Raw genomic sequence first — 18,585 nt, forward strand, 5'->3', positions numbered from 1 at the left:
GTTTTACTGCCTTGCCCTCCCCCCAGCCGGGGGGGTGGGGGGGCGGGGGGGCCGGGGGCCGGGTATCCCCCCCGCCCGCCCCCCCACCGCCCGCGCCACGGCCGCGCGTTGCCCGACCCCCCGTCGCAACGGCCACGTGTGGCAACGAAGTCCGGTACGCCCGCCACACGACACCGCCCGCCGACGAGCACGCCGCGCCGCGGTCCGACCGCCTTGCGGCAGTCCTCCCGAGGCACCCCGGAAACCCCTTTTGGTACTCCACTATCCGTTCGCCGCGCCCCGGTATCCCATTTCGGCGGACGCCCGGCCGGCGCCCGCCGGGGAGGTAGCGTTCCGCTCGCCCGAGCGACCGGAGCGTGTGATCTCTGCACGCGACGCGTGTGGTCTTCGCCGGTGCGGGCGGCGCCGGTGGAAACCGGGCGTGCGTGGGCTGCGGAAGGGGTCACGTGACACAGCGGGCGACGGCACTCGGGTCCGACGACGGCGAAACGCCGCGTGTCCGGGCGCGGAAGTGGGCGATCGGGGCCGCGGCCGCCGCGCTCGTCGTGGTGGCGCCCATCGTGATGGTCGCCGACGCGGTGTCCGACCGCGGCGAGTCGCGCTCCGAGTCCGTGGTCCCGGACCTGGCGGGCGGGGACGGGGCACACCCCGGCTGGGAACTGACGTGGTACGACGAGTTCGACGGCGGCGCCCTGGACGGTGGCAAGTGGATCACCTGCTTGTCCGGTTACGACACCACCAAGCCGTGCAAGGGAGCCACCGACGGCGAGCAGCAGAAGTACGTCCCCGAGCAGGTCCGGGTCGCCGACGGCGCGCTGCAGCTGACCGCCGAGCGCAAGCCGACCGACGGCCTGCCCTTCGCCTCCGGCGCGGTGAGCACCGGGGCCCGGGCCGGCGAGTCCTTCGACGCCAGTCGGCAGTTGTTCCACCCGGGCATGTACGTCGAGGCGCGGGTGCGCCTGGCCCCCGGCGCGGCGATGTGGCCGGCCATGTGGCTGATGCCCAAGGTGCCGAAGGCGCCGTACCTGCCGGAGATCGACGTGTTCGAGTTCGCCGGGGACCAGCGGATCGCCCAGGCCCGCCTGCACTCGGACGGCCCGTGCCGGACCGGTTTGGGCGAGGAACGCGGCGAGCGCGAGTGCTATGGCGAACTGGCGCGTGCGGGAACGTACTTCGCCGACGAGTACCACCTGTTCGGGATCGACTGGCAGGCCGACCGGCTCACCTACTACGCGGACGGTGAACCGGTTCTGTCGGTGCTCGGCGGGTCCGTGCCGCGTGAGCAGATGTACCTCATCTTCAACCTTGCGGTCGGCGGCACCATGGGCGGGGACACCGCGCAGACCCCGGCGAAGTCCACGATGTCGATCGACTACGTGCGGGCCTGGGCAGGTTCCGGCCAGGTTCCGGTCGGCATCCCGAACGACGCCGGGACGGGCGGCGGGGCTCCCCCGGCCACGCTCGCGCCGACGGCGCTCCCGCCGAGCCCGCCCGCTCCGTCGTCGGCCGCGCCGAGCACGGGCTCCGCCCCGCCGACGACCACGACGCCGCCGCCTCCGGTGCGGACCACCAACGCGCCCACCACGTCGTCGCCGCGCCCGCCGAAGCCCCCGGCGTCGTCGGCCGCGCCCCCGCCCCCTCCCTCGGCCCCGCAGGGCGACCCGTGGCTGGAGTTCCTGGCGCCGGCCGACTACAGCACGGTCCGCGGCATCGTCACCGTCCGGGTACGCGTCAACGGTCCCCGTGACCGCGTCCAGGAAGTGTCCTTCTACCTCAACTCGAAGGACTGCAACTCGCCGAAGGGCGACGCGACGTGGATCGGCTACGACCGCGACGACGACAACGACGGTGTCTACGTCATCTCGTTCGACTCCCGCCGGCTCGACAACGGCTGCAACACCGTCTCGACGGTCGGCATCGACGTCGCCGACGAGTACCGCTACTACCCGCCGGTCGGACGCGTGCACCTGGACGTGTACGTGGCCAACTGACGGGTCAGGGCCGCGCGGCGCGCCATCCTCCGTCACGCGCCGCGCGGCCCTTCCTCCCCTGCGCCGGGCGGGGCCGGGCGTACGTCTGCCGCCACAGCCGGCCACTGACCCGGCAGCCGTTCCCCCAGCCAGGCACCCGGCCACGCAACCGGCCGCCGTCCGGCAGCATGGGCCCGGGCTGGTTGGGCACCCATCTCTATATGGCTGCCACACACATCGAAACCGAACGCAAGTACGAAGGCGGCGCCGCCGAAACCCGCCTGAACCCGAGCGGCCTCCCGGGTGTGTCGGGAGTGGTCCCCGCCCCGGACGAGGAGCTCGACGCGGTGTACTACGACACCGCCGATCTGCGGCTCCTCGCGCACGGAACGACGCTGCGCAAGCGCGCGGGCGGGCACGACGAGGGGTGGCACCTCAAGCGCGGCAAGGGCGACGACCGTCGCGAGGAGATCCAGCTGCCGACGACGGACGACGACGTCGTACCGGAGGAGCTGCACGTACGCGTGAAAGCCCTCGCCCGCGGCAAGCCGCTGGTCCCGGTGCTGCGCATGCGCACCCGGCGCGAGCGCGAGCACCTGGTGGACGGGCACGGCGCCGCGGTCGCCGAGATCGCCCGGGACCACGTCGCCGCCGAGATCCTGGACGCGGCGCGGCCCGGCGGCCGCCGCCCCGCGGGCCGGCGCCGAGCTGGCGCCCGGGGATCCGGCGCGGCACCGGGCACCGGATCGGCCGGCGAGGACGTGCCCGGGCGCATCGTGTCCTGGGCCGAGCTGGAGGTCGAGTTGGAGAACGGCGCGGAGGGAGCGGCCGCGAAGTCGCTCCTCGACGCGGTGGAGAAACAACTCGCGTCCGACGGCTGGCAGCGTTCGGCCAGCGCGTCCAAGACGGCCCGGGTGTTCGCCGACGGACACCACACCCAGGCAACGCCGCGACCGCCCCGGGCCGGCAGTGCCGGGCAAGTCGTACACGATCGGCTCGTCGAGCAGGTCCGTGTGCTGGTCGCGACCGATCCGGGGGTGCGCCTGGACGAGGAGGAGGCCGTCCACGACATGCGGGTGGCGGCGCGGCGGCTGCGAAGCCTGCTGCGGTCGTACCGGCGGTTGTTCGACCGTGCGGTCACCGACCCGGTGGCCGACGAACTGCGGTGGCTGGGCCGGGTCCTGGGGGACGCGCGCGACCACGAGGTGTTGGCGGCCCGGCTCACCGGGCGGGCGGACGACCTGCGCCTCGCCGACGCCACCGGGGCGACCGCGGCCGATCTGGCGGACACCGGGGCGCGGATCCACGCGACGGAGTTGCGGTCGTACGGCCTGGCGCGCGCGGCCGCCCTCGCGGAGCTGGACAAGCGGCGCTACTACCGGCTGCTCGACAATCTCGCCGCCATGGCGGCCGATCCGCCGCTGCGGGCCCGCGCCGACCACGACGCCCGGCCGGAGCTGCGGCGGACCCTCAGGCGCGAGCAGCGCAGGCTCGCCGACCGCGTGGCCGCCGCCCGGTCGGCGCCGGTCGGGCCGGAAGGGGATGCCGCGCTGCACGCCGCCCGCAAGGCGGCCAAGCGGGCGCGCTACGCGGGTGAGACGGCCCAGGCGTTCGCCCCGGCGGCCAAGCGGTTCGCGAAGCGGACCAAGGACGTGCAGCGGCTGCTGGGCGAACACCAGGACGCGGTGGTCGCGCGGTCCGCGGTGCGGCGCATGGCGGTCGAGGCCCGCGCCGCGGGTGCCGATTCGTTCGCGTACGGGCTGCTCTACGCCGCCGAGGACCGCGCCGCCGCCGACTCCGCCGCGCGGCTCCCGAAGGCGTGGAAGCGTGCCAAGGCAGGCAAGCTGACCCGCGTCTGAGCGGGCTCCGCGGACCCGGCCCGCGTGCGCGGCCGGACCGACGCGGGCTCGGCGGCGCGCCCGGTTCGGTGCCGGTTGCCGGTTGCCGGTTGCCGGTTGCCGACGCGACCGCCGGTGAGACGGCGTAGCCGTGAAGCGGGGCGGGCAGGTGTCCGGCCCGGTCACGCGCCCGCCCCTGGCAATGTGCGCAGGTGCCCTGCCGGTCAGGCGCCTATGCGCGGCAGGGACGCCGCGGACAGCAGGCGCTCGTAGCGGCGGCGCATCGTGCCGCCCAGCAGGCGGACCGGCGGCGGCACGGTGGCCGTCACATTGGCGACCGCACGCCGGTCGGCGCCCTCGAACATCCACGGCTGCACGAACATCAGCACCGCGCGCGGGGCGGTGGCGAGCAGGCGTCGCTCGACCGCGAGGTAGTCGCGTACGGCGACCCGGGCCAGCACCGGAAACACCGCCGCCTCCTCGCGCCGCAGGTGCTCGTGCACGAGGGTGTCGAACCGGGCGGCGGCGAGCGGCAGATCACCGAGAGTGCCGGGTGTCGCCAGGGCGGCCGAGACCGCGGCCATCGCCCGGTCGAGGCCGGCGTGGTCGTCGTCGAGCACGTCGTCGACGGACACGCCCGTACGGCGGCGCAGCTCGGGCCAAAACTGCTCGTCCTCGCTGTGGTGGTGCCAGTCGATGGCACCGCGCAGCCGCTCCCACCACGCGGCCGTCGCGGCCTGGCGGCCCGGCTCCGCGGCGACGGACGGCGCGGCGGCGACCAGCCTGCGCGCGTCCCGGCGCATAGCCAGGTGCAGCAGGGCGAACGCGTGGAGATGACCGGGGATCAGGTCGAGCCCGTGTTCGCTGGACACCGCGGACGGTGCGGACTTGGCGTTGGCGGCGGCAGTGGCGCTGGCAGCGTCGGTGGCGTCGACCGGCATGGCGGGCATCCCTTCCTCTCGGGTGCCGGCCTGTTTCCGGCGCTCCCTTTCCGTGTCTCCATCTCAACGCACGCCGCGTCGGCGCTCCATCGCCGTGACTCCAGGCTTCATACGCGATCGTCTCGGCCCATGCCGTAGACGTCGACGGCGTTCCCGCCGAGCACCCGGCCGATCAACTCGTCGTCGCATCCGTGGCGTTCCGCCGTCTCGGCGAAGGCGCGCGCGTTCGCGGCGGTGCCGGGCATGCCCGGCCAGTCCGTCGCGAAGATGAACTTGCGGGCCAGACGCGGGAAGTTGAACCGGGCGTAGTACTCCGGCAGTTTGGCGGGCGGCAGCCCGGACAGTTCGATCCACACGTTGCCGTGCAGGGTGGCGAGCGTCGCGGCGGCTTCGTACCACCACCCCCGGCCGCCGTGCGCGAGCACGACGGTCAGGCCGGGAAAGCCACGCAGGACGGTGTCGAGGAGCACGGGGTCGGCGTAGGCGTTGGTGGAGCCCGCCGCGAAGGTCTTCACGCGCCTCCACACCGACTGGCAGACCCACGCCCAGGCGTCGTGGGGTCAACTCGCCGACGACGAGGCCGCCTGAGGACTCGAGTCGCCGGACGCGGCAGATCTCACCGATCCCGCGACCGGCAACTCCCCCTGTCGAGCGGGTGGTTCACCGAGCACCGAGGATTTGCGGGCGCTCACCGAGCGCGTCGCGCAGGGCGGAACGGGAGGTGATCTCCGGCTTCGGGAAGATCAGGTGCAGGTGCGGGTGCGCGCTGCCGCCCGTCCACCACGAAGGCCGGCAGCACTTCACCGAGAACCGCAACGGGATCACGAGCACCCTCGCCTGCCACCTGGCCGCGCACGCGTCCACCTGGCTCCCGCCTGGCGACGTCGCGCACATCGTCGTCTGAATTCGTTTGCCCCGGCGGGACCGGGCACATAGCGTTGCCGGAGGTCCCGGACATCGCGGGGCCCGATGCCGTCTGCGCGATTGCGCGCAGTGCCCGACCGGTTCTGGAGAGCGCCCATGTGTTGCTGCTGCTGCGCCGCGGTGACCCGCGCCGGCCTGGGGCTCGCCGCGACTATGTGCTTTCCGACATGGCGTACGCGGCGCGGCCCCGGAGCCCTGACCGGCCGGTAGCGCCTGCCCGCTCCCCTGCCGCGACGTCGTCGTGCACGCCGTCGCGCAGCCGCGTCCACGCCTGCCCTCACTCAGGTCAGGGCCCCTCGCCCGATTCCGAACATCCGTGTTCGGGCAGGCGAAGCGGCTCTCCGACGGCACACGCCTACGGCACACGCTCAAGGCGCTCGCTCACAGCACACGCTTTCGGTGCAGCCCCGCGCGCCGGGGCCCGTCCGCGCCTCACGCGCGCGGTCCGTCGCCCCGCGGGTCTCGCCTGCCCGTCCCCAGGAAAGGGACGCAGGCCGTGGCCCGCACCTCCACACGCGACCGACTCCGTCGCGAACTCTCGCAAAACTTCCTCTCCCCTGCCGCCGCGCGACGCTTCGTACGTGTCGCCCGTCCCGCACCCGACGCGCTCGTCCTCGAGGTCGGGGCGGGGCGCGGCGCCGTGACAGCCGAGCTGGCCTCGGTGTGCGGCGAAGTCGTCGCGTACGAACTCGACCCGCACCACGCCCGGTTCCTCCGGGACCGGTTCGCCACGGGACCGCATCCCGTGACCGTCGTGCGCGGCGACTTCCTCGGCGCCCGCGCTCCGGACGGCCGATTCGAGGTGGTCGGCAACGTGCCGTTCTCCCGTACGTCCGACGTGGTGGCCTGGTGCCTTGCGGCACCGCGCCTCGACAGGGCGACGCTGGTGACCCAGTGGGAGTACGCGCGCAAACGCACCGGCGGTTACGGCCGCTGGACGCTCCGCACGGTACGTACCTGGCCGACGTTCTCGTGGACCCTGGCCGGGCGCATCGCCCGCACGGAGTTCCGGCCGCAACCGCGGGTGGACGCGGGGGTCCTGCGTCTGACGCGGCAACCGGTGCCCCTGTTGCCGGCGCAATTCCTCGGCGCGTACGAGGAATTGGTCGACATCGGATTCACCGGCAGAGGCGGATCGTTGCACGCGTCGCTGCGTCCGCACGTACCGCGCCGCGTCCTGGACCGCGCGTTCGCCGGGGCCGGCATCGAACGCACAGAGGTGGTGGCCGATGTGTCGCCCAGTCAGTGGATCCGGCTGGCAGAGGAGTTGCTCGACTGAGGAACCGCGCGCCGACAGACGTGCCTACCGGCCGACAGCGCGTCAACCGCGCGAACCGGCCCAGAGGAAGCGGCGCTTCGTGCGCCGTCGGACGGGGTGCCTGGGTACGGCGCCTCGTCCGGCGGTGACTTCGCCGACCCGGTGCCAAGGGTTGTCGGGGGACATGACAGGCGCCTTGCGCGATGCCGCCGCTTGGATCCCGACGTGCGCGTCGTGCGCGGTTCCGTGCAACGCCTCGTCGTGCGCGAGGAGGGCGGCCCGCAGCGCGGAGCCGGCGAGGCCACGGCGGCGGGCCCTCACGGCCAGCCAGGACAGAAACCCCACCGATGCGCCGACCGCGGCTGTGACCACCAGGAACGCGACAAGACCGGCCATGGCCACGACACTACCCCGGGGCCGGGAGCCGCCGGCCGGGCCGTGTTCAGGCCGCGGCGCCTGCCCGGGGGCTGAACACAGCGCGCCCGGCGTCGGCATCCTCGGCGGCCAGGAGCCGCACGATCTCTCGGACGGCCGTACGGCCGGCCCGGTTGGCACCGACCGTGCTCGCGGAAGGGCCGTATCCCACAAGGTGGATGCGCGGATCGGCGGCCACGCGGGTGCCGTCCATCCGGATCCCGCCGCCCGGTTCGCGCAGGCCGAGCGGGGCAAGGTGGTCGAGCGCCGCGCGGAAGCCGGTGGCCCAGACGACGGCGTCCGCCTTGACCGTGCGAGGACCGTCGGCGGTGTCCCACGCGACGCCGTCGGGGGTCAGCCGGTCGAACATCGGGAGCCGCCGCAGCACTCCGCGCTCCCGTGCCGCGCGAACCGCCTCGGTGGGCGGCAGACCGGTCGCGCCCACGACACTCTGCGGCGGCAGTCCGCGGCTGACCCGGTCGGCCACCTGTGCGACGATCTCGCGGCCGATCTCGGGGGTGAAGGGCTCCTCCGTGAACTTCGGCGGACGCCTCGTCACCCACGTCGTCGTGCCTCCGGCCGCCGCGATCTCGGCCAGGAAGTGGATCGCGGACGTCCCGCCCCCCACGACCACCACGTGCTGTCCGCGGAACTCCTCGCCGCCGCGGTAGTCGACCGTGTGCAGCTGCCTGCCGCGGAACTCCGCGGCTCCCGGGTAGAAGGGGACGAACGGCCGGCGCCAAGTCCCCGAGGCGTTGACCAGCGCCCGTGTGGTCCACGTGCCTGCGTCCGTCGCGACCACGAGCCAGCCGTCGTCGCGCGACCGGACCTCGGCCACTCGGACCGGACGTACGACGGGCAGGTCCATGGCACGTTCGTACGCCGCGAAGTACTCCGGGACCGCCGCACGCGCGGGCCGCTTCGGGTCCCCGGGCTGGAAAGCCATGCCCGGCAGGTCGTGCACGCCGTGCACGGACTCCATGAGCAGCGTCGGCCAGCGGTGCCGCCACGCGCCGCCGGGGGCGTCGTCGGCGTCCAGCACCACGAAGCCGAGGCCGGACCGGCGCAGGAAGTACGCCGCCGACAAGCCGGCCTGGCCGGCCCCGACGACGACCACGTCCACGTCGCGGCCCGGCCCGGAGGCCGCCGCGCGGCGCTCACGCCCGGAAAGTTCCATGCCCTCGACAACACACACATAGCGTGCGCGCTTCCCTGCGCGGCCCTGTCCTCTTGCAGCATGGCGTGGATCACGCGGATCGCGCGGATCGCACTCGCGATGGGGATTGCCGTGCCGCGGTCCCGCCCCCTTGGATGGAAGGGTGATCAGCGAACGTGAACTCGGCCAGGTGACCGATTTGATGCTCGTGGTGGCTTGCGACGAGGTGCTGCCGAGATTCGGCGCACTCTCGGACGCGGATGTCACCGAGAAAGGTCCGGGCGACCTGGTGACGATCGCCGATCGCAGAGCCGAGGAGCGGCTGACCGAGGGGCTCACCGCGCTGCTGCCGGGCTCGCGCGTGGTGGGCGAGGAGGCCGTGCACGCCGACGCGGGCGTGTTGCGGGAGTTGGAGGGCGACAGGCCCGTGTGGATCGTCGACCCGGTGGACGGCACGGCCAACTTCGTACGCGGCGACGAGCGCTACTGCATGCTCGTGGCGCTCGCCACGGGCGGCAAGGTGCACGCCTCGTGGACGTACGCCCCCTCGCTCGGCCTGATCGCCACCGCGCGGCTGGGCCGGGGAGCGCTCTACAACGGCCGACCGGTGCGGGTGCCGGGGGCGCCCGTCGTGCGGGACACCGGCGATGCGCCCGAAGGCGGATCTGGAAGCACCGGATCCGGAAGCACCGGTTCTGGGAGTGCCGAGGCGACGGGTGCCAAATCCCCGGCGTCCAGGGCAGCGGGTGGCAAGGCCAGGGGCGGCAGGACGGCAAGGGGCAACGGGGCCGCGGCCGACAAGCGCGCGGCCGACAAGACCGGGAGCGGGCCCAACGTCGCGAACGGCAAGGCCGCCGGCGGCGGGGCGGTCGCCGGGCGCCCGCGTCTCCGGCTGACCCATCCCACGTACCTGCGGCCCGAGCACGAGCACATGCTCGCCAAGCTCCGCACCCCGGAGTTCTCGGTCGAGCCTTCGACGTCGGCGGGGCTGGAGTACGTGGACCTGGTCCGCGGCGACGCCGATGCGCTCGTCTACACGTGGGAGAACCCCTGGGACCATGCCGCGGGGCTGCTGCTCCTGGCCGAGGCCGGCGGGGTGGCGGCCAACCTGGACGGGTCGCCCTTCGCGTTGTCCGGCGGCAACGCCCTCCCCCTCATCGCCGCCGCGAACGAGGAACTGACCGCGGACCTGGCCAAGCGCCTGACCACGTGACCGTCTGACGCCGGTCGCCGGTCGCCGGACACCTCAGTCCCGGCCGCCCGGCCGGTCCGGCCCGGTACCCGGACCGGCCGGGCGGCTCAATGCACCGACGCGCAACTGAAGCCGCCCGTGCCGTAGCTGGAGTGGTGCCCCGTCCCGGTGTACGTCGACGAAGTGCCGCGCGGCCGGGGAGGTCGGAAGAGGTCCGACTGCGGGAACAGGTCCTCCCACCACGTCCTCAGCGTGTACCCGAACTCCTCCTCGACCGCCGACACCGCCGCGGCCTCCCAGCGGACCGACGCGCCGGTCTCGCGCAACGCCCGTACGGCGGGCTCCAGGGCGAATCCGGTCAGCGGCTCGGCCTCCTCCCACCGGTGCGGCTGGGTGTCCGTGGGCAGCGGGCTCTCCGGTGCGAGGTCGTGCCGGTGCACGGTGACCTCGGCGTCCCGGCCGCGGCCGGTCACGAGAATCCCCCACAGCGGCAGGGCCGCCAACTCGCGGGCCTTGGCGCGGCGTTCCTCGGTGCGGGCGCGTTCCTCCGCCAACCGGCGCTCCGACACCTCGCGCTCCGCGGCGACATGTCGGGCGACTGTCTCGCGCGTCGGGTGGTACGCCGCGTCGGCCGCCGCCACCTCCGCTCGGTACGCCTCGATCGCACGCACCCAATCGCGTTCCACGTCCCGCATTCGCCACCACAGCAGGCGGTTGCCGAGCTTCTCGCTCTCCACCTCGTACCGTTCCCGGGCGATCGCCGTCCGGTCGGTCGCGGCGGAGACGGCGTCGAGATAGTCCAGCCCGACGGCCAGCCACTCCGCGTGCGCGTCGGGCGTACACCTGACCGCGGCACGGGAGTGCGCGAGACCGATGCTCAACGCCACGAAGGCGACCGGTGGTTCGGCGTCGAACGGGTCCGTCCAACGCAGTTCGGTGACGTACAGCGGATTGCCGTCGAAGAACTCGGTGTCCCGCCTGAGTTGGTTCCGATGCTGGTCGACCCGCCTCCGGAATTCCTGGTGTTGCCGACGCCAGCCGCCCCAGTAGCTCACCTCGACCCCTCTCCACGACGCTCCCCACCCGCTCCCACCCACTCTCCGCCGCCCGGACACCCGGAAACAACCCGGAGATCCCTCCGAAGCGTGCGGAAAGGGACGAGTCGGAGGCGGGGCGCGCCCGGTAGGCACGATGCTGCTCCGGTACGGCGCGTCGCAGCGTGCGGTCTTCGGCGCGTTGCGGCGTTCGGTATTTGCGGCGTTCCGGTGTTCCGGCGTTCGGTATTCGCCGTGTTGCGGACTCGGTGGGCCGGCGGCTACGCCGACACGGCCTCCAAGGCATCGGCGGTCTGCGCGGGCCGCGTGATCATCAGGTCGTGCCCGGCCCGGACTTCGGCGGTACGGGCGTTCTTCAGGCGCGCGGCGAAGGAGCGGGCCAGCGGCGGCGGGATGGCGGCGTCCTCGGTCGCGACGACGTACCCGGTGGGGAGGCCGAGGGCCAGGAACGCGGAGAGCCGGCCGGGCTCGACGAGGGCGGCGGGCGGGTAGGCACGGTGGCGTTCGAGGACCCACGCGCGGTCCTCGTCGGTGCCGTCCGGCATCAGGATCTCGGTCATGAGCCGGTGGTCCGTGCGTGCCGTGCCGTCCGGCTCGATGGTGACCGCGCGGGCCACCTCGGGTGTCTGGGGGACCGCTTGGATCAGCGTCTCGCCGTCGTCGGCGACCACCGCGGCGAGGAACACGACCCCGGCGACCCGGTCGGCGGCGGCCTCGGCCACCCGCGGGACGACGACGCCGCCCATGCTGTGGCCGACGAGCACCACGTCGCGGAGATCCTCGTACTCGAGCACGGCCGTGATGTCGGTGACGAACGTCGCGAACGGGGTCCGCGGGCCGCCCAGATGGGCGCGCTCGCCGAAGCCGGTCAGGGTCGGGGACCATACATCGTGGCCGCGGACGCGCAGTTCGCGGGCGAGGCGCTGCCAGCACCAGCCGCCGTGTCCGCCGCCGTGGACCAGTACGAACGTCCGTCCTCGGGTCACGCCACCTCCGCGGTCAGGCCCCGTGCCACGACTGTAACTGACGAACCGTCAGGAGACCGGGGTCCTGACGGTTCGACGCCGCGAGCCGTGCGTCAGGCGGTGCGTCGCGAGCGGCGGGTGACCACGCGGAACACCCCGTACAGCAGGTCCAGCGCGCCGATCACGATGAGGACCACTCCGAGCTTGTCGAGTTCGACCGCGGGGATGTCGACATCGCCCGCGTAGAGCTTGAGGAGGGCACCTATGACGATGCCGAATGTTCCGATCACCACGTCGCGCATTGCGGCCCCGCTCGTCTGTTCGGTCCTCGGTCGAATTTGACGGTAGCCGGGCGGCGCGGAGAGGCGCTTCGTGCGCGGGCAGGAGATCCCGCTGCCCCATTCGATGTACGCCGTCGTCTCAGTCCGTCGCGTGGGGACCGAGCACCCCGTGCAGCACGAGGTCGGTCAGCGAGGCGACCAGCCCCTCCACGTCCCGCACATCGCGGATGCACAGCGCGAAAATGGCCGCGCCCGCGATCGTGTCGAACAACGTGTCGGCGTCCACACCTCGGCGTACCTCGCCCGCCTCGACCGCCTTCGGCAGCTGCCGGGTCAGGCTCCCCCGCGCGGCGGTCTCCAGGCGCGCCGCGAGGATCTGCTGCAACGCCGGGTCCGAGCGGATCTCCGACATCAAACCGGGGATCGCCTCGCGCGTCGCGGGCTCCGCGAACATCTGTACGGCGCCCCGCACCATGCGCCGGACCTCGGCCGCGAATCCGTCGTCCGGCTGCTCACGCGGTTCGATACCGACGAAGACCGCCTCGTGCACGACATGCGCCTTCGACGGCCAGCGGCGGTAGATGGCCGGGCGGCTGACTCCGGCGGTGGAGGCGATGAGGTCGATCGAGACGCCCGCGTACCCGTGTTCGATCAGCAGTCGGCGGGTCGTCGCGAGGACCGCCTCGTTGATCGTGGGATCGCGATGCGGGCCGTACCGCTGCCCTGTCCTCGCCGGGTGCGTCATGGGTGCTCGTGCTCCTCGATGGTCCTTGACCCGGTCAGACAGCTCGGATAGCTTGCCACAGCGCTAGTCGTTCCAAACTGTAACGACTGACCCGAGGGTGTGCGCCGCGCCCCGCCAGAGGCCGCGTACGGGCCTCGGGCGGAGAGGCTTGGTGGCAGAGATGACCGAGGGAAACACCGTCGAGGCATGGGCGTGGGTCGCCGACCGGACCGGGGCACCAGGCGAGGTGCTCGAACGCCGCCGGATCGAGGTACGCGCTCCCGGACCGGGCGAGATACGCGTCACGAGCGAGGCGATGTCGCTCAACTTCAACGACATCGACTGCGTGTACGGCCGGTACGCGACGGTCCCGGTCGATCCGCCGTTCACGCCCGGCATGGAGGTCGTCGGCGTCGTCGAGGCCGTAGGCCCGGGCGCCGAGCAGATGCTCGGGAAACGCGTCATCGGCATCCCGACACGCGCGCTCGGCGGCTACGCCACCAGCGTCGTGTGCCCGGCCGACATGACCCTGGACCTGCCCGAGCACTTCCCCGCCGAGACCGGCGCCGCCATCCACTACCCGTTCCATCTGTCATGGCTCGGCCTCCACGAGCGCGGCAAGTTGGAGAGCGGCGAAACGCTGCTCGTCACCGCCGCGGCGGGCGGAGTCGGCTCCGCCGCCGTCCAGTTGGGCCGCCGGGCCGGCGCACGCGTCGTCGCTCTCGCGGGCAGCGACGACAAGCTCAAGCTCTGCCGCGAACTCGGCGCGGAGCTGGCGCTGAACTACCGCACCGAGGACTGGGTCGCGCGCGTCAACGAATTCACCGGCCGGCGCGGCGTCGACGTCGCCTTCGACCTCGTCGGCGGACAGGTCACCCAGGACATTTTCCGTTGCATGGGCTTCAACGGGCGCCACCTGATCGCCGGGTACGCGTCCGGCATCGAGCAGGAGCACAACTCCGGATTCGACCCGTGGCGCATGGTGTACGGGAACTTCTCCCTCGTCGGCGTCGCCCACCTCTACGTCGAGGACCCGATCGGGCACTGGGCCCGCGGCGGCATGCGCCCGTCGTCGCGCGCGCACGGGCTGACCGTGCACGCGGAGATCCTGCGGCTGCTGGACGCCGGGGAGATCGAGCCGGTCATCGGCCGCCGCATCGACTTCGACGACATCCCTGCCGCACTCACCGACATGGAGGCCCGAGCCACGCACGGCAAGGTCGTCGTGACCAATCTGCCGACTCCGTAAGGGACTTGGTGCAGGCAGGCGCCGGGCACGGGCGGGGTGAGTCACCCGGCCCGAGCCCGGCGCTCACTGCGCATGACCCGCGCCGGCGCCCGCACCGTCCTCCTGCCCGCACTCGTGCCCGGCGCGCCGCAATTGCTTCCCCCGCCGCGCGAACTACGGGACGTCGTAGGACAAATGGTTGCGGTCAGTCACTGGCGCACGCCCGGGCGGTGTGGACCGTGGTGGCCGTGAGGTAGAAGGCGTCCGGGCGCCACAGGATCCCGGTCGGGGCACCGTCGTCGACAAGCCTGTCCAGCGTCTCGCGGTCCTGGGCATCGAGTTCGGTGTCCAACAGCGAGCGCAGGCGCGTCAGATGGTTGTGCAACTGCTCGCGGGCGGCCAGGCCCAGGGGCGCCGGGTGGTCCGTGAGGAACGTCCGGGACCCGGTAGGCACCAGCCCGGCGGCCGCCAGCATTGCCGGCCAGTCCTCGACCAGCGAGACGGCGCCCGGGAGTTCGGCACGCATCGCGGCGAAGCGCGCCTCGTTGGCGACCTCCAGGCGCGGCAGCAGCCCGGGTCGGCCGATGCCAATGTCACGGGGCAGGAACCGCAGCGGCAGGCCGCGCTCGCCCACCGCGAGGACGCCGCCGGGGCGGAGCCGGGCCGCCAGGTCGCGCAACGCCGCCTGCTGGTCCCCGAAGTGGTGCACGACGTCGCTCGTCCACACCAGGTCGGCGGACGGCAACTCGGTGAACGCGTCCGGCAGATCCGCCTTCCGGGTCACCAGGCGGTCGGCAAGGCCCCGTTCGGCCGCCCGGGCACGTACGCGCGCCAACAGGCCGTCGGCCTGGTCGACCGCGACGACCTCGGCCCGCGGGAACGCCCCGGCGAGCACGCACGCGGCCACGCCCGGGCCGCTTCCGACGTCGAGGACGCGCGCGACCGCGTCTCCGTCGCCCACCAACTCGCCCAGCCACGCCGCGGCTTGCTCAAGCGCCGGCATCTGGAGCTCCGCGCCGCGCTCCAGCAGCGGGCCCAGTTCGTCCCAGTCGACGTCGTGGGCGCCTTCGCCATGGTTGTGCGAGTGCGAGTGCTTGTGGTCGTGCTTGTGGTGCTGGTCATGCTGGTGTCCGTGCGCGTGCTCGCGGCTCGCGGCGCGGTCCTGCGGTTCGCCGTGCTGGTCGCCGTGTTGGCGGCTTTGCTGACCGGTCATGTTTCTCATCCTCTTCTCGGGGCGCGGCGTCGATGCGAGGCGCGCGGGGGTGGGCCGACCTGGCATACGGGAGCGTCAGTGGACCGGGGCCGGGGAGAACGGCGGCAGGTACGCGGCAGTCCGCCGACTCGCGACCGCGTGCGCGACGTCCTCTTCGACGAGCTCGATGTTGAGCGCGAAGGCCGCGGCGGCCCCCATTCCGGCCGCGGTGACGACCTGGGCACGCGGATCGCGGACATTCCCGATCGCCAGGACCCCGGGGACGCTGGTACGGCCCGCCTGGTCCGCGACCACCCACCCGTTCTCGTCGGCCGCGCAGCCGAGTGCGGCGAGCAGCGTGTCGTGCGGCACCATCTGCGGGAGCACGAACACCGCCTCGCGCGCCACCACCCGCCCGTCCGCGAGTTCGACGCCGCTCAGCGCGTCGGCGGCCGTGTCGACGACGACGCGCTTCACCGCGCCCTCGACGACCCGTACCCCGCGGGCCGCCAGCCGCTCCGCCTGCTCCGGCCGCAGCTCCGCGGTGTGCCAGAACAACACGACGTCCTGGGACCACTGCCGCAGCAGCAGCGCGTGGTCCACGGACCCGGGGTGGGTGCCCAGCACGCCGAGTGGCCGATCGCGTACCTCGTAGCCATGGCAGTACGGGCAGTGCAGCACGTCGCGGCCCCAGCGCTCACGCAGCCCCGGGATGTCGGGCAGGACGTCGCGCAGCCCGGTCGCGACCACGATCCGCCGGGCCCACAGCACCGGCCCGCCGGACAGCGTCACGTGGAATCCGGCGGCCACGGCGCTGCCCGCGCCCGGGCGTGCGCGGCCGGCGGCGTCCGCGTCGTCGACCGCCTCGATGCCGTCGACCCGGGCGTCGATCAGGTGCACGCCGTACCCCGCGACCTCGGCCCGGCCGACCGCCAGAAGCTCGGCCGGTGCCATGCCGTCGCGCGACAGGAACCCCTGCATGTGGGCCGCGGGCGCGTTCCGCGGCTCGCCCGCGTCGACGACCGCGACGCGGCGGCGTGCCCGCCCGAGCACCAGCGCGGCGTTCAGCCCGCCCGCGCCGGCCCCGACGATCACCACGTCGTACCGGCCCGCCTCGTCGGCACCCTGCGCGCCACCCGCGCGAAGCGCCTGGACCGCGGGGCCCGCCTGGACCACGCCGCCCGCCTCGACCGCTCCCCTTGTCTGCACCATGTCGACCACCTCCGACGCCAGCGTGTCGCGACGGTCCTCATCCGGCAATCATTGTTGCCGTTTCCGGGAATCGGGGATCCAATGGTCGGCATGGAGCACTCACCCGCAATCGCCCAGGCCCTGACCGAGGTCGGTCCGCGGCTCCGCCGCCTGCGCACCGAGCGCGGTGTCACGCTCGGCGCGTTGGCCGAGGCCACCGGGATCTCGAAGAGCACGCTGTCGCGCCTGGAGTCGGGGCAGCGGCGTCCGAGCCTGGAGCTGCTGCTGCCGATCGCCCAGGCGCACCAGGTGCCGCTGGACGAGTTGGTCAACGCGCCGGAGGTCGGCGATCCGCGCGTACGCATGACGGCCCGGCACGTGAACGGCAACGTCGTGCTGCCGCTGACCCGGCACCCGGGCCCGCTCCAGTCCTACAAGATGGTGCTGCCGAAGTCCCGGTCGAATCCGGACCCGTGCACGCATGAGGGCTACGAGTGGCTGTACGTCCTCTCCGGGCGCCTGCGCCTGGTCCTCGGCGAGCACGACGTCATCCTGGGGCCCGGCGAGGCCGCGGAGTTCGACACGCGCGTACCGCACTGGTTCGGGACCACGGGCGAGGAACCCGTGGAGCTGCTCAGCCTGTTCGGCCGCCAGGGCGAGCGTATGCACGTACGCGCCAAGCCCCGCGCGAAGACGACGTGACATGACACGCACGGGGCCCGGCGACGTACCGGCACACGGTCAGCCCACGCTGTGCTCCACCACGGAGTGATGTTCGCACTGCACGGAGTAGGCCGCATCGGCCGGCATCTGCACCGCCGGCTGCTCGCAGGCCCCCACGGTGGTCTGGTTCCAGTTGCCGTCGACGCCGATGTCGGCGCCCGCCGGAGCCGCCCAGGACAGCAGGGCCGCGGCGACGGCGCCCGCGGCGAACGCGGTGTTGGTGATCTTGGTCATGTCCCCACCAACGAGTGTCCCGCCGCCCCGACACGCTCGGGGTGGATGGCGGCGGCACCGCGCGGCACCGAATCTCCTATGCTCGACCGGGTGGACCGGCCGGGAGGTCGGTTCGCAGACATGCACTCAAGTCCAGGAGGGTCCCCCACAGTGGGTGAGAACGTCTACTTCAAGGTCTCGGCCGACGGCCAGAGCCTCGGCACGATCACGTTCAAGCTGTACGACGACGTCGTGCCGGACACCGCGCGGAACTTCCGTGAGCTGGCGACCGGCCAGAACGGCTTCGGCTACGCGGGGTCCACGTTCCACCGCGTGATCCCGGACTTCATGCTCCAGGGCGGCGACTTCACCGCCGGCAACGGCACCGGTGGCAAGAGCATCTACGGCAACAAGTTCCCGGACGAGAACTTCCAGCTGAAGCACACCAAGCCGGGCCTGCTGAGCATGGCCAACGCGGGGCCGAACACCAACGGCTCGCAGTTCTTCATCACCACGATCGTGACCGACTGGCTCGACGGCAAGCACGTCGTGTTCGGCGAGGTCGTGGACGGCATGGAGGTCGTCAAGGCGATCGAGGCGCTGGGCTCCAGCGGCGGCCGCACCAGCAAGAAGGTCGTCATCGACGAGTCCGGCGTCGTCGGCGCCAAGGGCTGACCGACGCGACGCATCGGGACAGGCGATGGCCGACTTCGCGGAGGAGCACGAACCGCCCGCGACCGTACGCCTGTTCATCGCGGTCGCGCCGCCCGACGACGCCAAGGCGGAGTTGGCGGACGCGCTCGCTCCGGTGTACGAGGCGCATCCCCGGCTGCGCCGGAACCGCATCGAGGACTGGCACATCACGCTGGCCTTCCTCGGTGAGCTTCCGTCCGACGTGGTTCCCGCGCTGCGTACGGCACTTGAGGCCGTCGCGGCGTCGCACCCGGCACTCGAGCTGGAGTTGTCCGGGGCCGGGCACTTCGACGACCGGGTGCTGTGGTGCGGCCTGCGCGGCGAGGTGGCCGGACTGCACCGGCTGGCCTCGGCGGCCCGGGCCGCGGTGGCGGCGAGCGGCGTGCGGTTCGACGACCGCCCGCTGAGCCCGCACCTCACGCTGGCCCGGGCGCGGCGCGACAACCCGGACGGGGTGCCGCAGGCCGCCGCCGAGTTGTCCGGCTTCACCGGGCGGCCCTGGCGCGCGGAACGCCTCCACTTGGTGGGCAGCAACTTCGGCAGGGGCCCGGGGCCGATCCGCTATCGCGATGTCGCCTCCTGGCCGCTGACGGGCGGTGCCCCGCCGCGCTAGTCGCGACGGGGCAC

Annotated in this window: 20 protein-coding genes and 1 pseudogene; 10 read left to right on the top strand and 11 right to left on the bottom strand. The window is 73.1% G+C overall.

From position 1 onward, the window contains the following. Positions 1-446 precede the first annotated feature (446 nt). Positions 447-1,991 (top strand): glycoside hydrolase family 16 protein, encoded by a 1,545-nt coding sequence (locus AB0C36_RS38620; protein ID WP_358363472.1) that lies wholly within the window; start codon positions 447-449, stop codon positions 1,989-1,991. Positions 1,992-2,191: 200 nt separating this feature from the next. Next, positions 2,192-3,829 (top strand): CYTH and CHAD domain-containing protein, encoded by a 1,638-nt coding sequence (locus AB0C36_RS38625; RefSeq protein WP_358363474.1) that lies wholly within the window; start codon positions 2,192-2,194, stop codon positions 3,827-3,829. 203 nt (positions 3,830-4,032) lie between these two features. On the opposite strand, the gene AB0C36_RS38630 is transcribed toward AB0C36_RS38625, so the two are convergent. Together AB0C36_RS38630 and AB0C36_RS38635 are read right to left on the bottom strand one after the other, a co-directional pair. Continuing rightward, on the bottom strand, positions 4,033-4,749 hold the full coding sequence (locus AB0C36_RS38630; RefSeq protein ID WP_358363476.1) for a hemerythrin domain-containing protein: 717 nt from the start codon (positions 4,747-4,749) through the stop codon (positions 4,033-4,035). A 107-nt stretch (positions 4,750-4,856) separates the two neighbouring features. Continuing rightward, positions 4,857-5,264, bottom strand: coding sequence for an amidohydrolase family protein (locus tag AB0C36_RS38635; protein WP_358363478.1), 408 nt, complete (start codon positions 5,262-5,264; stop codon positions 4,857-4,859). 206 nt (positions 5,265-5,470) lie between these two features. On the opposite strand from AB0C36_RS38635, the gene AB0C36_RS38640 reads away from it, so the two are divergent. Both AB0C36_RS38640 and erm read left to right on the top strand, forming a co-directional pair. Beyond that, positions 5,471-5,653 carry a hypothetical protein gene (locus AB0C36_RS38640; RefSeq protein ID WP_358363479.1) on the top strand — a complete coding sequence of 61 codons (183 nt, stop codon included), beginning with the start codon at positions 5,471-5,473 and terminating at the stop codon, positions 5,651-5,653. A 516-nt stretch (positions 5,654-6,169) separates the two neighbouring features. Then, entirely contained in the window at positions 6,170-6,952 is a 783-nt protein-coding gene (gene erm / locus AB0C36_RS38645; RefSeq protein ID WP_358363481.1) for an ErmE/ErmH/ErmO/ErmR family 23S rRNA (adenine(2058)-N(6))-methyltransferase, read from the top strand. 42 nt (positions 6,953-6,994) lie between these two features. On the opposite strand, the gene AB0C36_RS38650 is transcribed toward erm, so the two are convergent. Then, positions 6,995-7,327, bottom strand: a complete 333-nt coding sequence (locus AB0C36_RS38650) for a hypothetical protein (protein ID WP_358363483.1) — start codon at positions 7,325-7,327, stop codon at positions 6,995-6,997. Between the two features lie 46 nt (positions 7,328-7,373). Then, positions 7,374-8,522, bottom strand: a complete 1,149-nt coding sequence (locus AB0C36_RS38655; RefSeq protein WP_358363485.1) for an FAD-dependent oxidoreductase — start codon at positions 8,520-8,522, stop codon at positions 7,374-7,376. A 181-nt stretch (positions 8,523-8,703) separates the two neighbouring features. Here AB0C36_RS38655 and AB0C36_RS38660 point away from each other — a divergent pair. Both AB0C36_RS38660 and AB0C36_RS38665 read left to right on the top strand, forming a co-directional pair. Then, positions 8,704-9,129, top strand: a pseudogene (locus AB0C36_RS38660) (inositol monophosphatase family protein); the annotation flags it as partial. Between the two features lie 3 nt (positions 9,130-9,132). Further along, positions 9,133-9,714: an inositol monophosphatase family protein gene (locus AB0C36_RS38665; protein WP_358363509.1), complete on the top strand. Its 582-nt coding sequence runs from the start codon at positions 9,133-9,135 to the stop codon at positions 9,712-9,714. Between the two features lie 86 nt (positions 9,715-9,800). Here the strand turns inward: AB0C36_RS38665 and AB0C36_RS38670 are convergent, their stop codons facing one another. From AB0C36_RS38670 to AB0C36_RS38685, 4 genes are all read right to left on the bottom strand, one after another. Continuing rightward, the gene (locus AB0C36_RS38670; RefSeq protein WP_358363487.1) at positions 9,801-10,748 is read right to left on the bottom strand and encodes a hypothetical protein; all 948 of its coding nucleotides are present in this window, start codon (positions 10,746-10,748) and stop codon (positions 9,801-9,803) included. A 260-nt stretch (positions 10,749-11,008) separates the two neighbouring features. Then, positions 11,009-11,734, bottom strand: a complete 726-nt coding sequence (locus AB0C36_RS38675) for an alpha/beta fold hydrolase (RefSeq protein WP_358363489.1) — start codon at positions 11,732-11,734, stop codon at positions 11,009-11,011. 92 nt (positions 11,735-11,826) lie between these two features. Next, on the bottom strand, positions 11,827-12,006 hold the full coding sequence (locus AB0C36_RS38680; RefSeq protein ID WP_494410268.1) for a DUF5708 family protein: 180 nt from the start codon (positions 12,004-12,006) through the stop codon (positions 11,827-11,829). 127 nt (positions 12,007-12,133) lie between these two features. Then, positions 12,134-12,739, bottom strand: a complete 606-nt coding sequence (locus tag AB0C36_RS38685; RefSeq protein ID WP_358363493.1) for a TetR/AcrR family transcriptional regulator — start codon at positions 12,737-12,739, stop codon at positions 12,134-12,136. Between the two features lie 160 nt (positions 12,740-12,899). Here AB0C36_RS38685 and AB0C36_RS38690 point away from each other — a divergent pair, with 160 nt between their 5' ends. Then, the gene (locus AB0C36_RS38690) at positions 12,900-13,967 is read left to right on the top strand and encodes a zinc-binding dehydrogenase (RefSeq protein ID WP_358363495.1); all 1,068 of its coding nucleotides are present in this window, start codon (positions 12,900-12,902) and stop codon (positions 13,965-13,967) included. A gap of 184 nt (positions 13,968-14,151) precedes the next feature. Here AB0C36_RS38690 and AB0C36_RS38695 read toward each other — a convergent pair whose 3' ends face one another. Together AB0C36_RS38695 and AB0C36_RS38700 are read right to left on the bottom strand one after the other, a co-directional pair. Next, entirely contained in the window at positions 14,152-15,159 is a 1,008-nt protein-coding gene (locus AB0C36_RS38695) for a class I SAM-dependent methyltransferase (RefSeq protein ID WP_358363497.1), read from the bottom strand. A 75-nt stretch (positions 15,160-15,234) separates the two neighbouring features. Beyond that, complete coding sequence (locus tag AB0C36_RS38700) at positions 15,235-16,350, bottom strand: NAD(P)/FAD-dependent oxidoreductase (protein WP_358363499.1); 1,116 nt, start codon at positions 16,348-16,350, stop codon at positions 15,235-15,237. A gap of 90 nt (positions 16,351-16,440) precedes the next feature. Between AB0C36_RS38700 and AB0C36_RS38705 the strand changes: the two genes are divergently transcribed. After that, positions 16,441-17,031 (top strand): helix-turn-helix domain-containing protein, encoded by a 591-nt coding sequence (locus AB0C36_RS38705; protein ID WP_358363501.1) that lies wholly within the window; start codon positions 16,441-16,443, stop codon positions 17,029-17,031. Between the two features lie 39 nt (positions 17,032-17,070). On the opposite strand, the gene AB0C36_RS38710 is transcribed toward AB0C36_RS38705, so the two are convergent. Beyond that, positions 17,071-17,286: a hypothetical protein gene (locus tag AB0C36_RS38710; RefSeq protein WP_358363503.1), complete on the bottom strand. Its 216-nt coding sequence runs from the start codon at positions 17,284-17,286 to the stop codon at positions 17,071-17,073. 150 nt (positions 17,287-17,436) lie between these two features. On the opposite strand from AB0C36_RS38710, the gene AB0C36_RS38715 reads away from it, so the two are divergent. Both AB0C36_RS38715 and thpR read left to right on the top strand, forming a co-directional pair. After that, the gene (locus AB0C36_RS38715; RefSeq protein WP_358363505.1) at positions 17,437-17,940 is read left to right on the top strand and encodes a peptidylprolyl isomerase; all 504 of its coding nucleotides are present in this window, start codon (positions 17,437-17,439) and stop codon (positions 17,938-17,940) included. Between the two features lie 25 nt (positions 17,941-17,965). Beyond that, on the top strand, positions 17,966-18,571 hold the full coding sequence (gene thpR, locus AB0C36_RS38720) for an RNA 2',3'-cyclic phosphodiesterase (protein ID WP_358363507.1): 606 nt from the start codon (positions 17,966-17,968) through the stop codon (positions 18,569-18,571). Positions 18,572-18,585 lie beyond the last annotated feature (14 nt).

This window comes from Streptodolium elevatio, from assembly GCF_040649515.1.
GTDB lineage: Bacteria > Actinomycetota > Actinomycetes > Streptomycetales > Streptomycetaceae > Yinghuangia > Yinghuangia elevatio.

Coding starts and splice junctions, on each gene's coding strand:
- AB0C36_RS38625 (WP_358363474.1), top strand. CDS start 2,192: ATGGCTGCCACACACATCGAAACCGAACGCAAGTACGAAGGCGGCGCC.
- AB0C36_RS38630 (WP_358363476.1), bottom strand. CDS start 4,749: ATGCCGGTCGACGCCACCGACGCTGCCAGCGCCACTGCCGCCGCCAAC.
- AB0C36_RS38650 (WP_358363483.1), bottom strand. CDS start 7,327: ATGGCCGGTCTTGTCGCGTTCCTGGTGGTCACAGCCGCGGTCGGCGCA.
- AB0C36_RS38655 (WP_358363485.1), bottom strand. CDS start 8,522: ATGGAACTTTCCGGGCGTGAGCGCCGCGCGGCGGCCTCCGGGCCGGGC.
- AB0C36_RS38685 (WP_358363493.1), bottom strand. CDS start 12,739: ATGACGCACCCGGCGAGGACAGGGCAGCGGTACGGCCCGCATCGCGAT.
- AB0C36_RS38690 (WP_358363495.1), top strand. CDS start 12,900: ATGACCGAGGGAAACACCGTCGAGGCATGGGCGTGGGTCGCCGACCGG.
- AB0C36_RS38695 (WP_358363497.1), bottom strand. CDS start 15,159: ATGACCGGTCAGCAAAGCCGCCAACACGGCGACCAGCACGGCGAACCG.
- AB0C36_RS38700 (WP_358363499.1), bottom strand. CDS start 16,350: ATGGTGCAGACAAGGGGAGCGGTCGAGGCGGGCGGCGTGGTCCAGGCG.
- AB0C36_RS38705 (WP_358363501.1), top strand. CDS start 16,441: ATGGAGCACTCACCCGCAATCGCCCAGGCCCTGACCGAGGTCGGTCCG.
- AB0C36_RS38710 (WP_358363503.1), bottom strand. CDS start 17,286: ATGACCAAGATCACCAACACCGCGTTCGCCGCGGGCGCCGTCGCCGCG.
- thpR (WP_358363507.1), top strand. CDS start 17,966: ATGGCCGACTTCGCGGAGGAGCACGAACCGCCCGCGACCGTACGCCTG.